The sequence below is a fragment of the Corynebacterium sp. LaCa54 genome (assembly GCF_046717495.1).
GTDB lineage: Bacteria > Actinomycetota > Actinomycetes > Mycobacteriales > Mycobacteriaceae > Corynebacterium > Corynebacterium kefirresidentii.
On the sequence record NZ_CP177115.1, the window covers coordinates 2,347,965 to 2,366,831 of the forward strand.

General features: G+C 54.8%; 19 protein-coding genes and 3 rRNA genes. 6 read left to right on the forward strand and 16 right to left on the reverse strand.

All coding sequences use genetic code 11. The features are described from left to right. Nucleotides 1–136: 136 nt before the first annotated feature. Nucleotides 137–448 (forward strand): histone-like nucleoid-structuring protein Lsr2, encoded by a 312-nt coding sequence (locus ACLI1M_RS11235; RefSeq protein ID WP_023020111.1) that lies wholly within the window; start codon nucleotides 137–139, stop codon nucleotides 446–448. Here the strand turns inward: ACLI1M_RS11235 and ACLI1M_RS11240 are convergent. Together ACLI1M_RS11240 and ACLI1M_RS11245 are read right to left on the reverse strand one after the other, a co-directional pair. Next, the gene (locus ACLI1M_RS11240) at nucleotides 445–1,083 is read right to left on the reverse strand and encodes a LuxR C-terminal-related transcriptional regulator (protein ID WP_023020112.1); all 639 of its coding nucleotides are present in this window, start codon (nucleotides 1,081–1,083) and stop codon (nucleotides 445–447) included. The genes ACLI1M_RS11235 and ACLI1M_RS11240 overlap by 4 nt on opposite strands. Before the next feature lie 37 nt (nucleotides 1,084–1,120). Then, nucleotides 1,121–2,284 (reverse strand): sensor histidine kinase, encoded by a 1,164-nt coding sequence (locus ACLI1M_RS11245; RefSeq protein WP_239208182.1) that lies wholly within the window; start codon nucleotides 2,282–2,284, stop codon nucleotides 1,121–1,123. Between ACLI1M_RS11245 and ACLI1M_RS11250 the strand changes: the two genes are divergently transcribed. Next, a complete protein-coding gene (locus ACLI1M_RS11250; RefSeq protein WP_034655585.1) occupies nucleotides 2,283–2,819 on the forward strand; it encodes a DUF2020 domain-containing protein in 537 nt (178 codons plus the stop codon). The genes ACLI1M_RS11245 and ACLI1M_RS11250 overlap by 2 nt on opposite strands. Here ACLI1M_RS11250 and ACLI1M_RS11255 read toward each other — a convergent pair. Together ACLI1M_RS11255 and ACLI1M_RS11260 are read right to left on the reverse strand one after the other, a co-directional pair. After that, nucleotides 2,816–2,968 carry a hypothetical protein gene (locus tag ACLI1M_RS11255; protein ID WP_023020115.1) on the reverse strand — a complete coding sequence of 51 codons (153 nt, stop codon included), beginning with the start codon at nucleotides 2,966–2,968 and terminating at the stop codon, nucleotides 2,816–2,818. The genes ACLI1M_RS11250 and ACLI1M_RS11255 overlap by 4 nt on opposite strands. Continuing rightward, nucleotides 2,968–3,630: a class E sortase gene (locus tag ACLI1M_RS11260; protein WP_200288526.1), complete on the reverse strand. Its 663-nt coding sequence runs from the start codon at nucleotides 3,628–3,630 to the stop codon at nucleotides 2,968–2,970. Before ACLI1M_RS11260 ends, ACLI1M_RS11255 begins: the two co-directional genes overlap by 1 nt. 33 nt (nucleotides 3,631–3,663) lie before the next feature. Between ACLI1M_RS11260 and yidC the strand changes: the two genes are divergently transcribed. After that, complete coding sequence (yidC, locus tag ACLI1M_RS11265; RefSeq protein ID WP_023020117.1) at nucleotides 3,664–4,608, forward strand: membrane protein insertase YidC; 945 nt, start codon at nucleotides 3,664–3,666, stop codon at nucleotides 4,606–4,608. On the opposite strand, the gene ACLI1M_RS11270 is transcribed toward yidC, so the two are convergent. From ACLI1M_RS11270 to ACLI1M_RS11285, 4 genes are all read right to left on the reverse strand, one after another. Continuing rightward, complete coding sequence (locus tag ACLI1M_RS11270) at nucleotides 4,565–5,173, reverse strand: TetR/AcrR family transcriptional regulator (RefSeq protein WP_239208179.1); 609 nt, start codon at nucleotides 5,171–5,173, stop codon at nucleotides 4,565–4,567. The two genes, yidC and ACLI1M_RS11270, sit on opposite strands and share 44 nt — an antisense overlap. A 78-nt stretch (nucleotides 5,174–5,251) precedes the next feature. Further along, nucleotides 5,252–5,500, reverse strand: coding sequence for a GlsB/YeaQ/YmgE family stress response membrane protein (locus tag ACLI1M_RS11275; protein WP_005325340.1), 249 nt, complete (start codon nucleotides 5,498–5,500; stop codon nucleotides 5,252–5,254). A 118-nt stretch (nucleotides 5,501–5,618) separates the two neighbouring features. Next, complete coding sequence (locus tag ACLI1M_RS11280; protein WP_023020119.1) at nucleotides 5,619–6,518, reverse strand: universal stress protein; 900 nt, start codon at nucleotides 6,516–6,518, stop codon at nucleotides 5,619–5,621. Between the two features lie 41 nt (nucleotides 6,519–6,559). After that, entirely contained in the window at nucleotides 6,560–6,703 is a 144-nt protein-coding gene (locus tag ACLI1M_RS11285) for a hypothetical protein (protein ID WP_023020120.1), read from the reverse strand. On the opposite strand from ACLI1M_RS11285, the gene ACLI1M_RS11290 reads away from it, so the two are divergent. Further along, the gene (locus ACLI1M_RS11290; protein ID WP_411706579.1) at nucleotides 6,684–7,694 is read left to right on the forward strand and encodes a pseudouridine synthase; all 1,011 of its coding nucleotides are present in this window, start codon (nucleotides 6,684–6,686) and stop codon (nucleotides 7,692–7,694) included. The genes ACLI1M_RS11285 and ACLI1M_RS11290 overlap by 20 nt on opposite strands. A gap of 332 nt (nucleotides 7,695–8,026) precedes the next feature. Here the strand turns inward: ACLI1M_RS11290 and rrf are convergent. The 6 genes from rrf to ACLI1M_RS11320 form a co-directional block, all read right to left on the reverse strand. Beyond that, nucleotides 8,027–8,144 (reverse strand): 5S ribosomal RNA (rrf, locus tag ACLI1M_RS11295). A 138-nt stretch (nucleotides 8,145–8,282) separates the two neighbouring features. Then, nucleotides 8,283–11,348: ribosomal RNA gene (locus tag ACLI1M_RS11300) — 23S ribosomal RNA — on the reverse strand. A gap of 468 nt (nucleotides 11,349–11,816) precedes the next feature. Then, a 16S ribosomal RNA gene (locus ACLI1M_RS11305) occupies nucleotides 11,817–13,334 on the reverse strand. Together the 16S, 23S and 5S rRNA genes form the textbook arrangement of a ribosomal RNA operon. Before the next feature lie 581 nt (nucleotides 13,335–13,915). After that, nucleotides 13,916–14,887 (reverse strand): hypothetical protein, encoded by a 972-nt coding sequence (locus tag ACLI1M_RS11310; protein WP_023020122.1) that lies wholly within the window; start codon nucleotides 14,885–14,887, stop codon nucleotides 13,916–13,918. After that, complete coding sequence (locus ACLI1M_RS11315) at nucleotides 14,884–15,687, reverse strand: AAA family ATPase (protein WP_023020123.1); 804 nt, start codon at nucleotides 15,685–15,687, stop codon at nucleotides 14,884–14,886. Before ACLI1M_RS11315 ends, ACLI1M_RS11310 begins: the two co-directional genes overlap by 4 nt. Beyond that, the gene (locus ACLI1M_RS11320; RefSeq protein WP_023020124.1) at nucleotides 15,684–16,058 is read right to left on the reverse strand and encodes a GntR family transcriptional regulator; all 375 of its coding nucleotides are present in this window, start codon (nucleotides 16,056–16,058) and stop codon (nucleotides 15,684–15,686) included. The genes ACLI1M_RS11315 and ACLI1M_RS11320 overlap by 4 nt, the downstream gene beginning before the upstream one ends. A gap of 203 nt (nucleotides 16,059–16,261) precedes the next feature. Between ACLI1M_RS11320 and ACLI1M_RS11325 the strand changes: the two genes are divergently transcribed. Beyond that, the gene (locus tag ACLI1M_RS11325) at nucleotides 16,262–17,359 is read left to right on the forward strand and encodes an NYN domain-containing protein (RefSeq protein ID WP_248100223.1); all 1,098 of its coding nucleotides are present in this window, start codon (nucleotides 16,262–16,264) and stop codon (nucleotides 17,357–17,359) included. On the opposite strand, the gene ACLI1M_RS11330 is transcribed toward ACLI1M_RS11325, so the two are convergent. After that, nucleotides 17,356–18,093 (reverse strand): PspA/IM30 family protein, encoded by a 738-nt coding sequence (locus ACLI1M_RS11330; protein WP_248100225.1) that lies wholly within the window; start codon nucleotides 18,091–18,093, stop codon nucleotides 17,356–17,358. The two genes, ACLI1M_RS11325 and ACLI1M_RS11330, sit on opposite strands and share 4 nt — an antisense overlap. Nucleotides 18,094–18,177: 84 nt before the next feature. Then, nucleotides 18,178–18,546, reverse strand: coding sequence for a thioredoxin (gene trxA / locus ACLI1M_RS11335; RefSeq protein ID WP_005325956.1), 369 nt, complete (start codon nucleotides 18,544–18,546; stop codon nucleotides 18,178–18,180). 117 nt (nucleotides 18,547–18,663) lie between these two features. On the opposite strand from trxA, the gene ACLI1M_RS11340 reads away from it, so the two are divergent. Further along, nucleotides 18,664–18,864: a heavy-metal-associated domain-containing protein gene (locus tag ACLI1M_RS11340; RefSeq protein ID WP_086588338.1), complete on the forward strand. Its 201-nt coding sequence runs from the start codon at nucleotides 18,664–18,666 to the stop codon at nucleotides 18,862–18,864. The last annotated feature ends 3 nt before the right edge of the window (nucleotides 18,865–18,867 follow it).

Consider the following 18,867-nt stretch of genomic DNA (forward strand, 5'->3'; position numbering starts at 1 on the left):
TCCATAAAGTTCCGGAATTTTTCGGGGAAAGTCTTTTCAGCCAGAAAAAGATGCGGATAATCTTCTAATCGCCCTATCCCTGAAACACCATTAATGCTCTCTTTGCTTGGTGTGCATTTAGAAAATTGGAGGCAAAATGTCCCGCCGTGAAGTGACCCAATTTTACGACGACTTGGACCACACCCTAATTCCCGAAGACCAGCTAGAAGTCATTCACTTCAGCGTGAACGGTCAAAACTACCTTATCGATCTCTCCACGGATAACGCGCGTCGCTTCCATAATCTTCTCGCCCCCTACGTGGATGCCGCCCGCGTTGCCCCGGACATCAATGCACAGCGCGCCAATCCGAGTCAGATCCGCGCATGGGCACGCACCCAAGGGCTGCCAGTGGCGCACCGGGGCAAGATCCCGCAGGACGTCATCGAGGCCTATAACGCTGCCAACTAGAGCACGCCCTGCTCGCGCGCAGCCGCCACGGCGGAGGTGCGCGAACGCACACCCAACTTGTCATAAATGTGCACAAGGTGGGACTTCACGGTGGCCTCAGACAACATAAGATCTTGTCCAATCTGGCGGTTTGAAGCACCGGCTGCCACCAGCTGCAATACTTCTAACTCGCGCGGTGTAAGGGAAGTACGCGGCGTGCGTACGCGAGTCATTAGCCTATCGGCCACGATAGGAGAAAGCGCCGAATCGCCCTCCGCAGTCGAGCGTACCGCCGCGAGCAACTCCTGCGGTGGTGCATCCTTGAGGAGATAGCCCACGGCGCCGGCCTCAATCGCGCCGAGAATATCCGCATCGGTGTCATAGTTAGTGACCACCAGAACCTTGGGCGGGGTGGCCATGGCGGATCGAATCTGCGCGGTAGCCTCCGCACCACCCATAACGCGGGTCCCTTCCACGCCGGCGCCAAAGCGCAGGTCCATCAGGATGACATCGATGCCGCCCGCCTGCGCAGCCGAAACCGCAGCTTCGGCCGTAGCGACCTCCCCTACGACGTCGATATCTTCTGCGCCCTCCAGCACGGAGCGCAAGCCTAGCCGGACGATTTCGTGGTCATCTGCTAATAGGACCCGAATCACGACATTCCTCCTATCGATGTCATTGTCAACCAAAAGTTTAATCTACTCGGCTGTTTAAGGGCATACTAGCTGACACAGCAGTGCCCTCCCCCGGCGCGGATTCAATAATGACCTCCCCGCCTAGCTCCTGCGCGCGGCGCCTGATTGCGGCCAGCCCAATATGTCCCAGCCCTGCAGGGGTACTCTCCACCGCAGCCGGATCAAAGCCCTTGCCATTATCCACCACGTCCAGGCGCACCTCATCACCCTCATAGGTCACCGTAATCCGGGCGCGGCTCGCCCCTGCATGCTTGACGACGTTCCCCACAGCCCCCTGCGCAATCCGCAATAACGCCGCCTCCACCTTCATGGGCAACTGTTGTACTTCACCTTCGGATTCCACCTCTACGTGGATATCTCCAGTAGCACCAAAATTCTCCGCCATGCGGGTCAACGCCGCCTCAAGGGAAGCCTCATTGAGCGTTGGCGGCTGCAAGGCCGCAATCATCGCCCGTGCCTCGTGCAGATTATCCGCGGCCGTCCTTCGGGCCAGTTCAATTCGCTCTCGCGCCTTGTCCACGTCCTGCTTATCCAAATCGCGGTCCGCCGAATGCAAAAGCATTTGAATAGAAGACAGCCCTTGGGCAAGGGTGTCATGAATCTCGTGCGCAATGCGCTGACGCTCGGCCACCATGCCAGCATCGCGCTCCGTGGCCGCTAGCTGCGAACGAGTTTCTATCAGCTCCTTATTCATCCGTGACAGCGTACGGAAAGCGTAGGTAATCGCTATCGTCACCAGCGCCGAAACTGCCGGTCCCATCACCCCGCCAAAAGTTAGCCCCTGCGGTATCTGCACCGCCACGGTGATGATTGAGGCTCCAATAACGCAGACTATGCCCGCCGCCATATCCAGCACCGTGAGGTACAGGAAGAACATCGCGAAGACCAAATAGATTGCCGCTGGAGCCACAGAAAGGTCCGCTATCCACAGCACCGATAGGATGCATAGCCATAGGTAGCGCACCGGCCTAGCCCAGTTCTCCCCGTACACCGAGCCCGCGAAAAATACCGCCGCAAAACCCACCAAGAGCAGCAGGTTAATAATCGCTTGGGAAAGCGGCATCCGCGCCGAGGTGAAAATGCCGACCACCAGCAGGCCAGCGGTGAGGATATGGATGCCGGTGCGGAGTGCATCGGTATCCCGGTCTATTGTGGAGTTCATGCGCAAAAGCCTACTTCCCCTTTTCACCCTAGCCGCTTTTGGGATCGCCGGCTGCGATTCATCCACGCCCGCCCCTGCGCCAAACACCCCGGTAACCCCAGAATCATCGCAAGCACCCGAGGTTAACGTCTCTCAGACCGCGGAGGTCAATGACTGGAGCGATTGCCCCTATATCGGCCCCGGCTGGCTAGAAAAAACCAACGGCCAGCGCCTGACCAAACAGGGCATCGACACGCGCTTTCCCACCCCAGCCTGCGTATTCTGGTCTTATCAGGACGATCCACAAGCCACCGTCATCGTGCGGGATATGCCCACGGCCGAAGACGCTCGCGCCGCAGTGGATTGGGCCGCACCTATCGACGCCACCGAACCCGCCTCTTTTGACGGTTGGGAAGGCGGCCGGGGCGTGGTCGATGAACACGCCGTATACGCCGTGCAGAAGGACACGCACGCGGTGCTGGTCTGGAGCAACCAGCAACAAACGGTTAAATCAGAGCAGATCGCCCACGAGGCGATTGCGAACTTAGGCCTTTAGACCGCGACATCGTTATACGGCATCATTGGCGACAGCCACGGGAATACAACCTCCATCAGCAGGAAGAAAACTCCCACCGCAATGGCGATGGCCAAGATGACTTTCACCGGTGTCGGCCCCGGCAAAAAATTCCATAAAGCGCGATACATTATTTCTCCTCTTTTTCTACTTCCATAGCGTGCACAATCATGCGCTCCGCATTGGAAAATTGCGGGTGGCACGTGGTCAGGGTAAGGATCTCGCGATTCGGCGCGGCGTCAGACTCTGGTACTGGGTTGGTCACTGAGACATCGCCAGGCGTTGTAATATGCCGGCCAACCACGTGGGAATACTCCGGCGGTATTCCGTTAAAGCAATCCGCCTGCTCTCCATCAATGGGCAGTACGCGATAGGTGATTCGCTCCGTTTGCGTCTCCACCACGATGTCATCGCAGGTCTCCAGCTTGCCTAGATCATTAAAGGGAGCCCCCTTGCCCACGCGGTGGCCGGCAACGGCAAAGTTTCCCATCTCCCCCGGCATCTGGGAATCTACGTAGCGACCAGGACCGCGGAGCAGATCATCTTCATTGGTGCCCTCAATGATGGCGAAGTGATAGTCAGAACCAAAGGTGGGAATGTAGAGCTGGGCGAATGCCTCGCCCAATTCCGGCTCCATCTTCTGGCGTGGGTTCCTCCATTGCTCTTCAAGATCGGCACTCGCCTCTTCTTGCAACTGCCCGGATTCTACATTTGTCCAATAGGCTTCATAGAATGCAAAGAGTAAAAGAACCACGCCAATGGTTAGCATGAGTTCCCCAAGAACTTTAGTCATGCCTTAGACCATACTGCCCATGAAAGGTTAAGTATGTACGAAGTCTTCATGTACCCGGTTTCTGGAATCATGAAATTCTGGCACTGGATCGTCAGCAGCTTCGTCAGTGAATCCACGGCTTGGCTGATCTCGATCATTCTGCTCGTTATCACCGTGCGTGGAGTCGTTGTCCCCCTGAACTGGATTTCCGTACGTTCCGCCCGTATCGGCGCACTCATCCGCCCAGAAAACAACCGCATCAAAAAGCAGATGAACAACGCCACCACTACCGAGGAAATGGTGGAGCTCATGCAAGAGGAAAAGAACCTCATGAAGAGCTACAACTATAACCCTGCAGCGGGCTGTTTTCCCCCACTCATCATGATCCCGGCCTTCATCGGCCTCTACCAGGTGCTCCTGCGCATGTCTAATATCGAGCGCGGCTCCACCACCGTGGGAATGCTGAATGCCTCCGATGTGTCGGCCTTCCGCCAAACTACCTTCTACGGCGCCCCGTTGACGGATTTCGCCCGCGAACACGGCGACCTCATCAACCCCATCTTGATAGCCGCTATTACCTTTACCATGGCTAATTCTGTTATTTCTCTGGTGCGCAGCTTCCGCACCACTCAGTTTGATCAAAAGGTCAACCGTCGCGTCTTCATCATCATGGGCTTTTTGCTCTTAGTCATCCCATTCTTCCTATGGCACTTGGCCCAAACCGGACCAATCCCGGTAGCAATCATTCTCTACTGGGGCTGCGCGTATCTCTTCACGCTGATCCAAACCGCCATGTTTGAGATCATTTTGCACCGCGACTACCCACTTACTGAGGACGTTCATACTATGCGCCGAGACAGCATCCGCCGCTGGCGCAAGCGCGAAAAAGAACCCGCCCTCTCCAAGGAAGAGAAGAAGCGGGTCAACCGGCTACGTATGGAGGCACGAAAGTATCTTAAATCGAATAATCAGCAGGGGGAGCAGAAAGCATCTGAGTAGCCAGTTCGCGAGCCGTCTGCAGCGGCCCAATCTCCTTGGTGAGCCGAGCGCCGGCGCGACCACCATCCAAGAAGATCAAAAGCTGGCTCGCCTGCGAAGAGGATGGGTACCCATTGCGCTCAGTCAACAATGCCGTCAAGGTAGAGTGCACCCAGTTACGGTGCTCAATACATGCAGCCACGATCCCGTGCTCAGCTTCAGTTTCTGGTCGCGGGTATTCTCCGGCCGCATTCAAAAAGTGGGATCCGCGGAAATCCTGCTTGGGTTCTTCCTCAATCGCTTTATCAAAAAAGGCCATGATCTTTTGATCCGGATCCGTCATCTCCGCAGTGCGCTGCTCCCAATCCTGGCGGAACTTCTCGTCCAAAGCTTCCACATAGGCGATTACGAGCGCATCCTTGGAACCAAATAAGGAGTACAAAGAAGCCTTAGCTACGTCCGCCTCACGCAGGATGCGGTCAATTCCGATGACACGAATGCCCTCGGTAGTAAAAAGCTTGGTCGCCGATTCCAGCAGCCGACTACGCGGGCTGGGCCGATTACGGCGCGACTTCTTTTCTGCCATGGTTTCCTCTCTAAAACGACAAAGCCGGTTCATCTATACTTTATAGACAAACCGGTTTGTACGCGAATTAAATGCGGGCTACTTCTTAATGAGCCCCACGATCCACAACAGGATACAAGCACCACCAGTAGCGGCAATCAAGGAGAAGATCCATCCGCCTTCCTCAATGTTCAGGAAGTGGATAATCATTCCGCCGATAATGCCGCCCAGCACACCAACAATAAGGTTGGTCAACAAGCCGTGGTCGCGCTTCATAATCTTTTCTGCCAGCCAGCCAGCAATAATACCGATAACAATCGAGCTAAAAAGCCCCAAACCCAAATTCATGCAATCCTCCTAAATTAACGGGCACACTCCAACGTACACGAGCGAACCGGCTCTAGGGGGTACGCAACAACAAAGGTGCTCCGCCTACATGGGCGGAGCACCTTATACGCAGTAGCTTTTAGTTGTCCTCATCCGGGCGAACAACCATCATCGGGCATGGTGCAGACTGCAGCAATGCGCGAGAGGTCGAGCCCAAGAGCATACCCTTAAAGCCGCCGCGGCCATGGGAGCCCACAACCAGAAGCTGCGCACCTTCTGCGGCTTCGGTCAAAGCGCTCACTGGACGATCCCGGGTGATAAGCTGCTTGACCTCTACGTCTGGGTACTCCTCGCGCGGCTCCTTGAGGTTTTCAGCCAACAGCTCGCTCTGCTCCTTCTCGATATCAGCCCACTCAGACTGGGCGGCCGAAAGACCAGCCAAGGAAGCCTGTACCTGCATATCCATCCAGGTGTGAACCGCAATCAAAGCGGCGCCACGAGCCTGCGCCTCACGGAATGCATAAGCAGTGGCCTTCTGCGAGACCTCAGAGCCATCCACACCGACCACAACAGGACCGTACTTGGTGGATTCCGTAACGTGATTATCTTCGCGAACGACAACCACTGGGCAAGAAGCGTGGGAGACAACCGAAGCGGAGACAGAGCCCATCACCATGCCAGACAAGCCACCCATGCCGCGGGAACCCATGACGATCATGGTGACATCATGCGACATTTCCAGCAGCATATCGATCGGGGAGCCCTCAGCCACCGTATGACCAATCTTCAGCTCTGGGGCAACCTCATGAGCGATAGCGCGAGCCTCTTCGATCTTTTCCAGCGTCTCGGCCTGCAAGTCATCGAAAAGTTCCTTCGGCGGAACCATGCCCTCTGCGTACAAGAACTGCGGCATGGTGTAGCTCGATGCAATTCGAAGAGGAATCTCGCGCTTCATAGCCGTATTTGCGGCCCAGCGGACTGCATTCTTGGATGCTTCCGAACCGTCAACGGCAACGACTACAATGTCTTCCTTGGCCATGATGTGTCCTTTCCGTGGTTATACCTTAATTGTAGTACGGATTAGGCTTGAGGGTTGATGGTTGCGGCCTCAGAATTCGACGGGAACATAACGGTGTAAACAAATTCCAAGACGGTGCGAATTACGGCGCCGATACCTTCAGAGAAAAAGGCAACAACCGGTTCAATGAGAGAGTTAAAATCCATGGACAAAACCTTAGTACATCGCAGAAAAGGTTTCACGCCTTTACCGATTAAAGACGGCCTAAACCCAACCCGCGTGCGCACCCCTGAGGCAAACATAACCGCCTGGGATTTTCTTAGTGCAGTAATCTCGGCACAACGCCACCGGCATCCTCACGATGACGCCGCCGCGCTCCAAGCGCGCTTTGACTCCGGCGAGGTGGTCCTACGCGACCAAACCCAGCTCCGACCGGAATTCGTCTTGCGCCAAGATGAGGACGTCTTTTTCTACCGCATGCCGGCACCCGAGATACCGGTGCCTTATGACATCCCCGTTCTCTATGAAGATGAACACATTCTCATCGCCGATAAGCCACCGTTCATGGCCACCATGCCACGGGCGCGACATATCGTACAGACCGCTACAGTCCAGCTGCGGCGAATGACCGGAAATAGCGAACTAGCACCAGCACACCGTCTAGACAGACTTACATCCGGAATCTTGCTATTTACCAAACACCGTGAGGTGCGCGGTGCCTACCAAACCCTTTTCGCTGAAAAGAAAGTCGCAAAAACCTATCAAGCGATCGCCAAATACCGGCGCTTTCCGACGCCCCTCCAATGGTCCTCGCACCTCACCAAGACCCCCGGCGAAATCCAGGGCCGAATTGGCGACGGTCCCCCTAATGCGTTCACTACCCTCGCTTCAGTCGACCGCATAGACAATGCCCCTTATGAAAAACTACACGGCCACCTGCCAGAATTAGGAATTTACTCATTAAACCCCACCACGGGTAAGACCCATCAATTGCGTCTCCATATGTGGCAAGCAGGCGTACCTATCCTGGGTGACCCAGTCTATCCAGAAATCTTTCCCGAAGAAGCAGAGGATATGCGTATCCCCATGCACCTAACGGCCACGCGCATCGAATTTACTGATCCCCTGAGTGAAAAGCCGCGCGAGTTTGAGTCCGCCCTGCCGCTATACACACACCGTCTCATCGATTTTCAGTAGCACAAGCCCGGTACGCCGAGCCTCGTGCTAGCGGCTTCTCGATGGCCTATGTTGAAACCGATGGCTGCTACAGGATAGGCAGTGTGGTGGTAGTAAAAATAGCTCAATAGCCCGAGACTGCATAGACAGCTCGGGGCACCCTTGCCACGTTGTGGGCCGGTGACAAGATGTGAGTCCGCCCAGACTCTCCCCTCCATAGCCTTCAGCCGTACTCTTGGCTTTGCAGATGAGGCCTTCCACCGGCCGGGAGGGCTGGTAAAACGCAAAAAGAAGAGGGCGGTGGTATACCGTCCTCTTCTTCTTTGTTGTATTTTGTTGTGTTTGTTGTTTGGTGTCGGCGGTGACTTACTCTCCCACAACCTCCCGGTTGCAGTACCATCAGCGTGTGCAGGCTTAGCTTCCGGGTTCGGAATGGGACCGGGCGTTTCCCTGCAGCTATTGACCACCGACAAACCTTCAGAACATCTACCCTCTTTTTAATGGGTGTTCGGGTGTTGTGTCAGATACTGCATAGTGGACGCGGTCACGACAGTGACAAATTTGTTGTTTCTTGTTTTGTTGCTTTTTGCCAGCACACATAGTGTGTGTTGGTGTTTGTTGTGGTCAATTAGTACCAGTAGCCTTCACACCTTACAGTGCGTCCAGGTCTGGCCTATCTACCCTATCGTCTTTAGGGGACCTTAACGAAACCTCATCTTAAAACAGGCTTCCCGCTTAGATGCTTTCAGCGGTTATCCCTTCCGTACGTAGCCAACCAGCGATACCCCTGGCGGGATAACTGGCACACTAGAGGTACGTCCGTCCCGGTCCTCTCGTACTAGGGACAGCTTTCTTCAAGTTTCAACGCGCGCGGCGGATAGAGACCGAACTGTCTCACGACGTTCTGAACCCAGCTCGCGTGCCGCTTTAATGGGCGAACAGCCCAACCCTTGGGACCTACTCCAGCCCCAGGATGCGACGAGCCGACATCGAGGTGCCAAACCATCCCGTCGATATGGACTCTTGGGGAAGATCAGCCTGTTATCCCCGGGGTACCTTTTATCCGTTGAGCGACACCACATCCACAAGTAGGTGCCGGATCACTAGTCCCGACTTTCGTCCCTGCTCGACATGTCTGTCTCACAGTCAAGCTCCCTTGTGCACTTACACTCACCACCTGATTGCCAACCAGGCTGAGGGAACCTTTGGGCGCCTCCGTTACATTTTGGGAGGCAACCGCCCCAGTTAAACTACCCACCAGGCACTGTCCCCAACCCAGATCATGGGCCAAGGTTAGATGCTCAATCCGATCAGAGTGGTATTTCAACAACGACTCCACCACCACTAGCGTGATAGCTTCCAAGTCTCCCACCTATCCTACACAAACCGAACCAAACACCAATACCAAGCTATAGTGAAGGTCCCGGGGTCTTTTCGTCCTGCCGCGCGTAACGAGCATCTTTACTCGTAGTGCAATTTCACCGGGCCTGTGGTTGAGACAGCAGAGAAGTCGTTACGCCATTCGTGCAGGTCGGAACTTACCCGACAAGGAATTTCGCTACCTTAGGATGGTTATAGTTACCACCGCCGTTTACTGGGGCTTAAATTCTCAGCTTCGCCAACAACGTTGACTAACCGGTCCTCTTAACCTTCCAGCACCGGGCAGGCGTCAGTCCATATACATCAACTTAACGTCTTCGCATGGACCTGTGTTTTTGATAAACAGTCGCTTCCCTCTATTCTCTGCGACCCCACAACGCTTAACACCGCAAGAGTGCTCACATCGTAGGGCCCCCCTTCTCCCGAAGTTACGGGGGCATTTTGCCGAATTCCTTAACCACAGTTCACCCGAACGCCTTAGTATTTTCAACCTGACCACCTGTGTCGGTTTAGGGTACGGGCCATACACACACATCGCTAGAGGCTTTTCTCGACAGTACAGGATCACCACCATCAACCCCAATGGGTCTACGCATCACGCCTCAACCAAAATGTGCGGCGGATTTACCTACCACACGGTCTGCACGCTTACACCACCAATCCAATAAGTGGCGTGGCTACCTCACTGCGTCACCCCATCACTTGAACCACACATCAGGCCCCACGACATCAACACCACCAGACTTCAAAGAAGACCAGCAATGCATCCGCGGTGGTTAGTATCAGTGCTTTATCATGGGCGCGCATGTACGGGTACCAGAATATCAACTGGTTATCCATCGACTACGCCTGTCGGCCTCGCCTTAGGTCCCGACTCACCCTGGGAAGACGAACTTGACCCAGGAACCCTTAGTCATCCGGCGGATAGGATTCTCACCTATCAATTCGTTACTCATGCCTGCATTCTCACTCGCACACAGTCCACGCCTCCTTACGGTAACGCTTCAACCCATGCACGACGCTCCCCTACCCAACAAAAAATTGTTGCCGCGGCTTCGGCGGTGTACTTGAGCCCCACTACATTGTCGGCGCAGAACCACTCGACCAGTGAGCTATTACGCACTCTTTCAAGGATGGCTGCTTCTAAGCCAACCTCCTGGCTGTCTTCGCGATCCCACATCCTTTTCCACTTAGTACACCCTTAGGGGCCTTAACCGGCGATCTGGGCTGTTTCCCTCTCGACTATGAAGCTTATCCCCCACAGTCTCACTGCCGTACAACACAATTAGTGGCATTCGGAGTTTGGCTGACATTGCTAAGATTGTAGTCCCGCTCAACCAACCAGTCGCTCTACCTCCACCAAGCTATAATACGACGCTGCACCTAAATGCATTTCGGGGAGAACCAGCTATCACGGAGTTTGATTGGCCTTTCACCCCTACCCACAGCTCATCCCCGCAGTTTTCAACCTACGTGGGTTCGCGCCTCCACAACCTCTTACAGCTGCTTCACACTGGCCATGGGTAGATCACCCCGCTTCGGGTCCAGGACATGCCACTTTGCACCCCATTAGGATTCGGTTTCCCTACGGCTACCCCACACGGGTTAACCTCGCGACATGCCGCTGACTCGCAGGCTCATTCTTCAAAAGGCACGCCATCACACACACGGTGCTCTGACGGATTGTAAGCACATGGTTTCAGGAACTATTTCACTCCCCTCCCGGGGTACTTTTCACCATTCCCTCACGGTACTCATACACTATCGGTCACACTGAGTATTTAGGCTTACCGGGTGGTCCCGGCAGATTCACAGCAGATTCCACGAGCCCGCTGCTACTCGGGCAACCCAACAACCCACACATCATCATCTTCAGCTACAGGACTCTCACCTACTCCGGCAGGCCATTCCAAACCACTTCACCTAACAACAATGCGAGGGCGCGGCAATGGTAGTCACCGCACATCAGGGCCCACAACACCGCACACACAACCCCTACCAGGTATCACATGCACACGGTTTAGCCTCATCCACGTTCGTTCGCCACTACTAGCAGAATCATTATTATTTTCTTCTCCTACGGGTACTGAGATGTTTCACTTCCCCGCGTAAACCCCCACAACAGCTATGAATTCACTGAAGGGTAACCCCACATAACCAGGGCCAGGTTTCCCCATTCGGACATCCTCGGATCAACGCTTAATTGACAACTCCCCGAGGCTTAACGCAGCCTTTCACGTCCTTCATCGGCTCAGCATGCCAAGGCATCCACCATGCGCCCTTAATAACGAACACACAAACCACCACACACAAAAAGCGCGGGCGGCCACACAAGTGAACTTGACAAAATAAACACAAAAAAGAAATCACACAAACACACACAACACACCACACAAAGCGCAGCACGTCATACGTGTTTAATGCTCGCGTCCACTATACAGTTCTCACACAACACCCCAACCACAAACCAGCACACACAAACCATGCACACCAGCAAAATGGTCAGGCACCAAAAAAGGGGATAATGCCCCAGACACCCAACAATGCACCAACATACAAACAAATACTTTTTTCAAACTGTGCACGACACTGTGTGTCACAAAGCGCCATTCAAACACTCGGTCTTTGTCTTAAAGGTGTATCTTCCACCCGGAAATTTTCAAACAAACAACGTTGGCAGCATGACACTCGCACACTCAACCAACACCCACCACAAAGTGGCAGGACAAGGCACAACTGTGCCCGAATAATAAAGCTCCTTAGAAAGGAGGTGATCCACCCGCACCTTCCGGTACGGGTACCTTGTTACGACTTCGTCCCAATCGCCGATCCCACCTTCGACGGCTCCCTAACAAGTTTGGGCCACCGGCTTCGGGTGTTACCAACTTTCATGACGTGACGGGCGGTGTGTACAAGGCCCGGGAACGTATTCACCGCAGCGTTGCTGATCTGCGATTACTAGCGACTCCGACTTCATGGGGTCGAGTTGCAGACCCCAATCCGAACTAAGGCCGGCTTTCAGCGATTCGCTCCACCTCACAGTGTCGCTGCGCGTTGTACCGACCATTGTAGCATGTGTGAAGCCCTGGACATAAGGGGCATGATGATTTGACGTCATCCCCACCTTCCTCCGAGTTGACCCCGGCAGTCTCTCATGAGTCCCCAACCAAATGCTGGCAACATAAGACAAGGGTTGCGCTCGTTGCGGGACTTAACCCAACATCTCACGACACGAGCTGACGACAACCATGCACCACCTGTACACCAGCCACAAAGGGAAAGACTATCTCTAGCCCGATCCGGTGTATGTCAAGCCCAGGTAAGGTTCTTCGCGTTGCATCGAATTAATCCACATGCTCCGCCGCTTGTGCGGGCCCCCGTCAATTCCTTTGAGTTTTAGCCTTGCGGCCGTACTCCCCAGGCGGGGCGCTTAATGCGTTAGCTACGGCACGAAAGTCGTGAAAAGACCCTCACACCTAGCGCCCACCGTTTACGGCATGGACTACCAGGGTATCTAATCCTGTTCGCTACCCATGCTTTCGCTCCTCAGCGTCAGTAACTGCCCAGTAACCTGCCTTCGCCATCGGTGTTCCTCCTGATATCTGCGCATTTCACCGCTACACCAGGAATTCCAGTTACCCCTACAGTACTCAAGTTATGCCCGTATCGCCTGCACGCCCGGAGTTAAGCCCCGGAATTTCACAGACGACGCGACAAACCACCTACGAGCCCTTTACGCCCAGTAATTCCGGACAACGCTCGCACCCTACGTATTACCGCGGCTGCTGGCACGTAGTTAGCCGGTGCTTCTTATCTAGGTACCGTCACAAAAAGCTTCGTCCCTAGCGAAAGGAGTTTACAACCCGAAGGCCGTCATCCCCCACGCGGCGTCGCTGCATCAGGCTTGCGCCCATTGTGCAATATTCCCCACTGCTGCCTCCCGTAGGAGTCTGGGCCGTATCTCAGTCCCAATGTGGCCGTCCACCCTCTCAGGCCGGCTACCCGTCGCCGCCTTGGTAGGCCATTACCCCACCAACAAGCTGATAGGCCGCGAGCTCATCCTACACCGAAAAAACTTTCCAACCATCACACTAAAAATGGCTCCTATCCGGTATTAGACCCAGTTTCCCAGGCTTATCCCGAAGTGCAGGGCAGATCACCCACGTGTTACTCACCCGTTCGCCACTCGAGTACCCTGCAAGCAGGGCCTTTCCGTTCGACTTGCATGTGTTAAGCACGCCGCCAGCGTTCGTCCTGAGCCAGGATCAAACTCTCCACAAAAAAATTTCAGAACAAAATCCGAAACAGGCCGTGAAAAGCCCGAAACCCAACAAAAGAACAAACCACCACAAACCACACAAAATGCAGCTCATGCTGGCGTCCAAAAAATTACTACAAAGAAAAAATAAACAGTCCCCTCAACCCGACGGGGTCAAAAAGAGGAAACCAAAAAAGGTAAACACAATCACATGCCAACCAATCCATCTCAATGCAGCCGAAACACCAAACAGCATTCAAAAAGGTACGTGTTCCACATACCCAACCGGCACACACCAACCAACAAACCACTAAGCCTGCTGGCAGACAAACCAATCAACACACAACCATGCACACAAAAAATAAAAAGTACATTGGCACACTATTGAGTTCTCAAACATCACCACCACACAACAACGACACACTTGCGTGTGTAGCTCGTCGTGAGCGAAAAATTTATTTTGTCAGGGCCTGTTTTCCTATCGCCGCTTCAGCCAGGAACTTTCTTGTTCCTGTGGGGCGCTGTCGGTCGCGCTGACTCATATTAAGTTACACAGCGACTCAAACAAACACAAATCCCCAGGACAATTACTATTTTGGGAGCTTTAAGATACGCCCATCCAACGACTCATTCCGCCGCCGTGAACATTCGCTCGGCGAATGTAGCTGGGGAGGGTCAATGCCCATACTGCATAGAAGGCCACCGCCAAGAAGAACTTGGCAATTGCGGGGATGGGGGTCTGGACGTAAATGACGACTATTCCGGCTATGAGGACCGCATAGAGGATGAATAGGTACCAGTTCTTCTTTCCCAGAAATTCCAGCGTGACCAAAACCGGGGCACAGGTCGCACTAAGCAATGCGATGGCCGTAACGAGTTCACTGTCATTCGTCAGTGCTGCGCTGATACTGATGGCTGCGAGGACAGGTATCAGGCCGAGCACTGCAGTATGCAGGGCCCAATCTCTACGACTTCCTCCCATAACCGTGTATTCGCGGAGGGATTTTCTTAAGCTGCCCAAGACCGCCCCGAGCAGCACAACAGTCAGTACCCAGATGAAGATGCCGAGGAATTCGAGCACTGAAGCCGCGTCCTCATACTGGTAGAGAACTAAGCCAATCATCTGCGCCAAACACGCCCCACACCAAGCTTTGGCCTGCGGGCGATAGATCGTTTGCCCGGCCAAGGTGCGGGGGAACCAACCAAATCCGCTCGAAGGTTGCACGCCAACAGTGGTGTACCCGGAGCGTTTCGGAGTGGCGCTGCGATACATGGCCCATAGCGTCGCGACTGCATAAACAGGCAATGCCCACCACAGCTGCACAGTGAGAGCGCCCACGGCTGCCGCTAGTGCGAGTAGCGCGACGAGAATGCGACGATGTTCGTTCCAGATTTTCGATCCCAAGCCCACTAGTTGATATTTCTGAAAGTCAGGCTGCAGGGAGAGCACGAGCCCCAAGGAAGCGATTACGGGGAGCACGCTCCATGTTCCCTCTGCCATGACTGGCATGACCAATAATGCGAACAGGAAAAAGGTCCAGAGCCACCAATCGCCTAGGTACCACAGTAGTTTCATGCTCTCTCCTCTAATGCCAGCACCGCACGCTCTAAAGAGACCTCATTGACACGCAGGCCGTTGGCCTGGGCAATGCGAAAAATGGGATCGGTCGAAGCGGAGCGGGCGTCGATAAGCACGCGATCCCCTAAGGACGTGGTTGTCCTAGTCAGCTCAGGAAGGCCCAGCTCCTCGGCCGCTGCGGTGAGAGACTCGGATGGACCAGTGAGCTCCAGAATCCCCTCGATGAAGTCATCGATTGGACCGGAAATTGGATTATCTCCCATGAGAGAAACGGTATCGAGAAGGCCCGCCACCTCATTGAGGTGATGGGTGGAAATGACCATGGTGCGGCCGTGTTCCTCTCGCAGCACCTGATAAAAGAGCTCCCGGCGCTGTGCATCGAGGCCGAGATAGGGTTCGTCGAGAAGCATGACTTCGCAGCCAGATGCAACGGCGAAGATGAAGCCCACCGCAGACTTTTGCCCGCGGGAAAGGGAAGAATAAGCCTTGGCCGGAACATCAAAGCGAACCAGCAGCTCATTAAACCGCTCATCGTCCCATCGCGGCCACCGTGCCTTTCCTATGACGCCCAGCTTTCCGATGCCCCAGGAATCCGGTAGCGGGTTATCAATCCCCATCAAAATGACTCGGTTGAGAACCGATTGATTATCAAAAGGGTTCTCCCCGAAGACCGTTATCCCGCCTGATTGGATTTGGCCGGCGATCTTGCGCAGGAGCGTGGTTTTGCCTATGCCGTTGGGGCCAACTAGGCCGTGCGTCAGGCCATCGGCAAAGGTGAAATCTCGTGTCTTAATCATGAGTACATTCCTCGGCTTTCTGCAACGCGATCAAATAGGTCATGGAGTTGGGCGCGGTGGTACCCCAGCCGCACAGCTTCATCCACAAGCGGGGCCATGTATTCCGCCGCAAAATCGGCCCTGCGGCGCTCGCGGATCTTCGCCAGGGCACCGTCTGCGACAAACATGCCGATGCCGCGACGCTTATCCAGCACACCAATATCCACTAGGAGGCTTATCCCCTTGCGAGCGGTGGCCGGGTTGATGTTGTGGAAGTCAGCAAGCTCATTAGTGGACGGAGCCCGGTCCCCCTCGCCCAGGGTTCCGTCCACAATGGCGTCTTCCACCAAGGAAGCAATCTGGCGGAAGAGTGGTTGGGTGGAATTATCCATTAACCCTCGGTTCGTTGGTTAGCTACTTGTGTAACCAACCATATCGGCAACAGTCCACCGCTGCAATACTTCCGTAGAGAAAACTTTTTTGCCCCTACTGCGCTGGGATTTTGTCCAAGGTTATCGACGTTTTGTGACTAATGGGGCACACTGGAAACCACAAAGAATTTTATTTAGAACAATTAGAACGGAACTTAGGAGCCATGCTTGAACGCACACTTGTCTTTGTCGATACCTCATACTTGCTCGCAAGCTTTTATAACTCATGGGACACCGGAGCTCGCGCGCAACTAGAAATCGATCTACCCGAGGTGGTCAGCACGATGGGCGGGATGATCGAGAACCAACTGGGAACCCCGATCCAACGCCAATACTGGTATGACGGCATTCCCGATACCGGCCCGCACCGCTACCAACGGGCGTTGCGCACCTGCGAAGGCGTACAACTACGCACTGGCCAGCTCATCGAGTGGGGTGAGCGCCGCACCCAAAAGGCCGTGGATACCCGGTTGGTGGCGGATATGGTCATCGCCGCCATGAAGGGTCAATTCACTGACTTTGTCCTCGTCAGCGGCGATGCAGACATGATTCCCGGTGCCCAAGCAGCCGTGGACAATGGCATCCGCGTGCATCTTTATGGATTTGGCTGGGACTCCATGTCCTCCGCCCTGCGCCATGCGTGCGATTCCACCACCATTTTGGACCCGCGCGAGGACTTCGCAGACGCTATGGAATTGCAGGTCCTAGAAGGCCCGCTTCCGCCAGTGGTACGCGAAAACGCCCACAAGGACAGCGAGGAAATGCCGGAGCCGGACGAATGCGGCGAGCCTTCGGAGGTGGAGGCAGCCTTCGGTGCTACCGAGAAGCCCACCCCGGCCCCGACGCCCAAGCCAGCGCCGCCAAGGGCTGACACCACAGAGGACTCCGCTGCCGAGGAGGATGCTCCGGCAGAAAAACCAGCACCAAAGCCATCCATGATGGCGCCGCGCCGCAAGCTGCGCTCTAAATACGTTCCGCTGCCGGAGGAAGTATGGAGCTCGGCTGGATTCCAGTCCCCCTTCGACGTGGGCCAGCAATACGCCTCCTGGTGGTTCGATAACGCTGCTAGCACCGAGCAGCGCGACCAGGCACACCTGCTTTCGGGCGGCGGGCTTCCCCCGGAGATCGACCGCCCATTACTGCAATTTGCCTGCGAAACCCTGCACGAATACACCCTGACTGAAACTCAGCGCGTGAACCTGCGCGATGGTTTCCACTCGGGGATTCGTGGGGTTTTAATTAACGTTCGCCGGCAGAATTAATCGCCGGACTCGAGCTCTTTCTTCTTCTTAATATCCGCCCGGATGGCATCAAGGCGCGCAGTCGCCTTCATGTCATTGCCGGCGGCTTTGATCTCACTAATGCGGTCGCCACCGGTAGCATGCTGCAATTCTTGCGCGCCCAGGGCATCGGCGTAGCGCTTTTCAATCTTGGCGCGCACAGAATCAAGAGTAGGCACGGAATCATCCGGGTTTAGCTGATTCATGGAATCAATAGCCTGGGCGTTCTTTTCTTGCATAGCCGCCTGATCCGCCTGGGCCTCCAGCTGGCTAACCTGGGCTAGCTGCTCCTTCAAGCGCGCCTCAGACTGCTGCTGCTGACTCTTGGCCTGCGCGGCAGCTTGCTCTGCGGCAGCGTACTGCTGCTTGACGTCTTCCAGTTCCTGCTCCACTGCAACCAGCTGAGAAGCAACAACTTCCGCAGCCTGGTTATATTCGGCAGCCTTTTGCGGATCCTCCGCCGCATCTGCCAGTTCCAATGCACGCTGGGTTTGAGATTGGTAGTCCTGCTGGGACTTCACCAGGCGGTCCATCTGCATTTCCAGCTGAGACTTATGGCCGATGATTTCTGCGGCGTGCTCAGAAATCTGCTGGTGCTGCTCCTTGGCCGCCTGAACAGCCTGCTGGATCTGCACCTTCGGATCAGCGTTCTCGTCAATCTTCTGATCGAAGGAACTCATCATGTACTTCCAACCTTTGCTGAAAGGGTTAGCCATTATCTTCTCCTTTGGAAATAAAAAAGACGCTTTCTAGCGAGTTTAGCGATACTCACCAGAAAGCGCCGAGGAAGCTAGTTGGTATTAGCCCTGCGCATTTTGCTCTTCTACCTGGCGGCGGACCTCTGCCATGTCGAGTTCCTTAACCTGCTTGAGTAGGTCTTCCAATGCTGCAGGGGGCAGCGCGCCAGCCTCACGGAATACCAAGATGCCATCGCGGAAAATCATCAGCGTTGGAATGGACTGAATCTCCAGTGCGGATGCGAGGCCTTGGTTAGCCTCGGTATCCAGCTTGGCAAAGGTAGCATCGGTGTGCTCTTCGGAGGCTTTTTCAAAAACCGGCGCAAAGCGCTTGCAAGGTCCGCACCAATCGGCCCAAGCGTCTACGAGCGTAATGCCTTCGCCGGTAACGGTTTCTTCAAAGTTTTCTTCGGTGACATCGATAGTAGCCATGCTTGTTCTAACTCCTTTGTGTTTCGCTTTATTCCCCAACGTACCTGAATAAACCTTGTCATATACCCCCTGGGGGTATATGATTGGCTGCGGAATCAACCCACAGGAAGGATCATTATGAGCACCAAGAACTACACCGTAGAGGGCATGACCTGCGGACATTGCGAAATGTCAGTAAAGGAAGAAGTCGGCGAAATCTCCGGCGTTAGCGAAGTCACTGCAGACCACACCACCGGCGCCGTCACGGTTACTGGCACCGATTTCACCGATGAACAGGTAGCGGCCGCTGTAACTGAGGCCGGCTACACGTTGAAGTAGGCA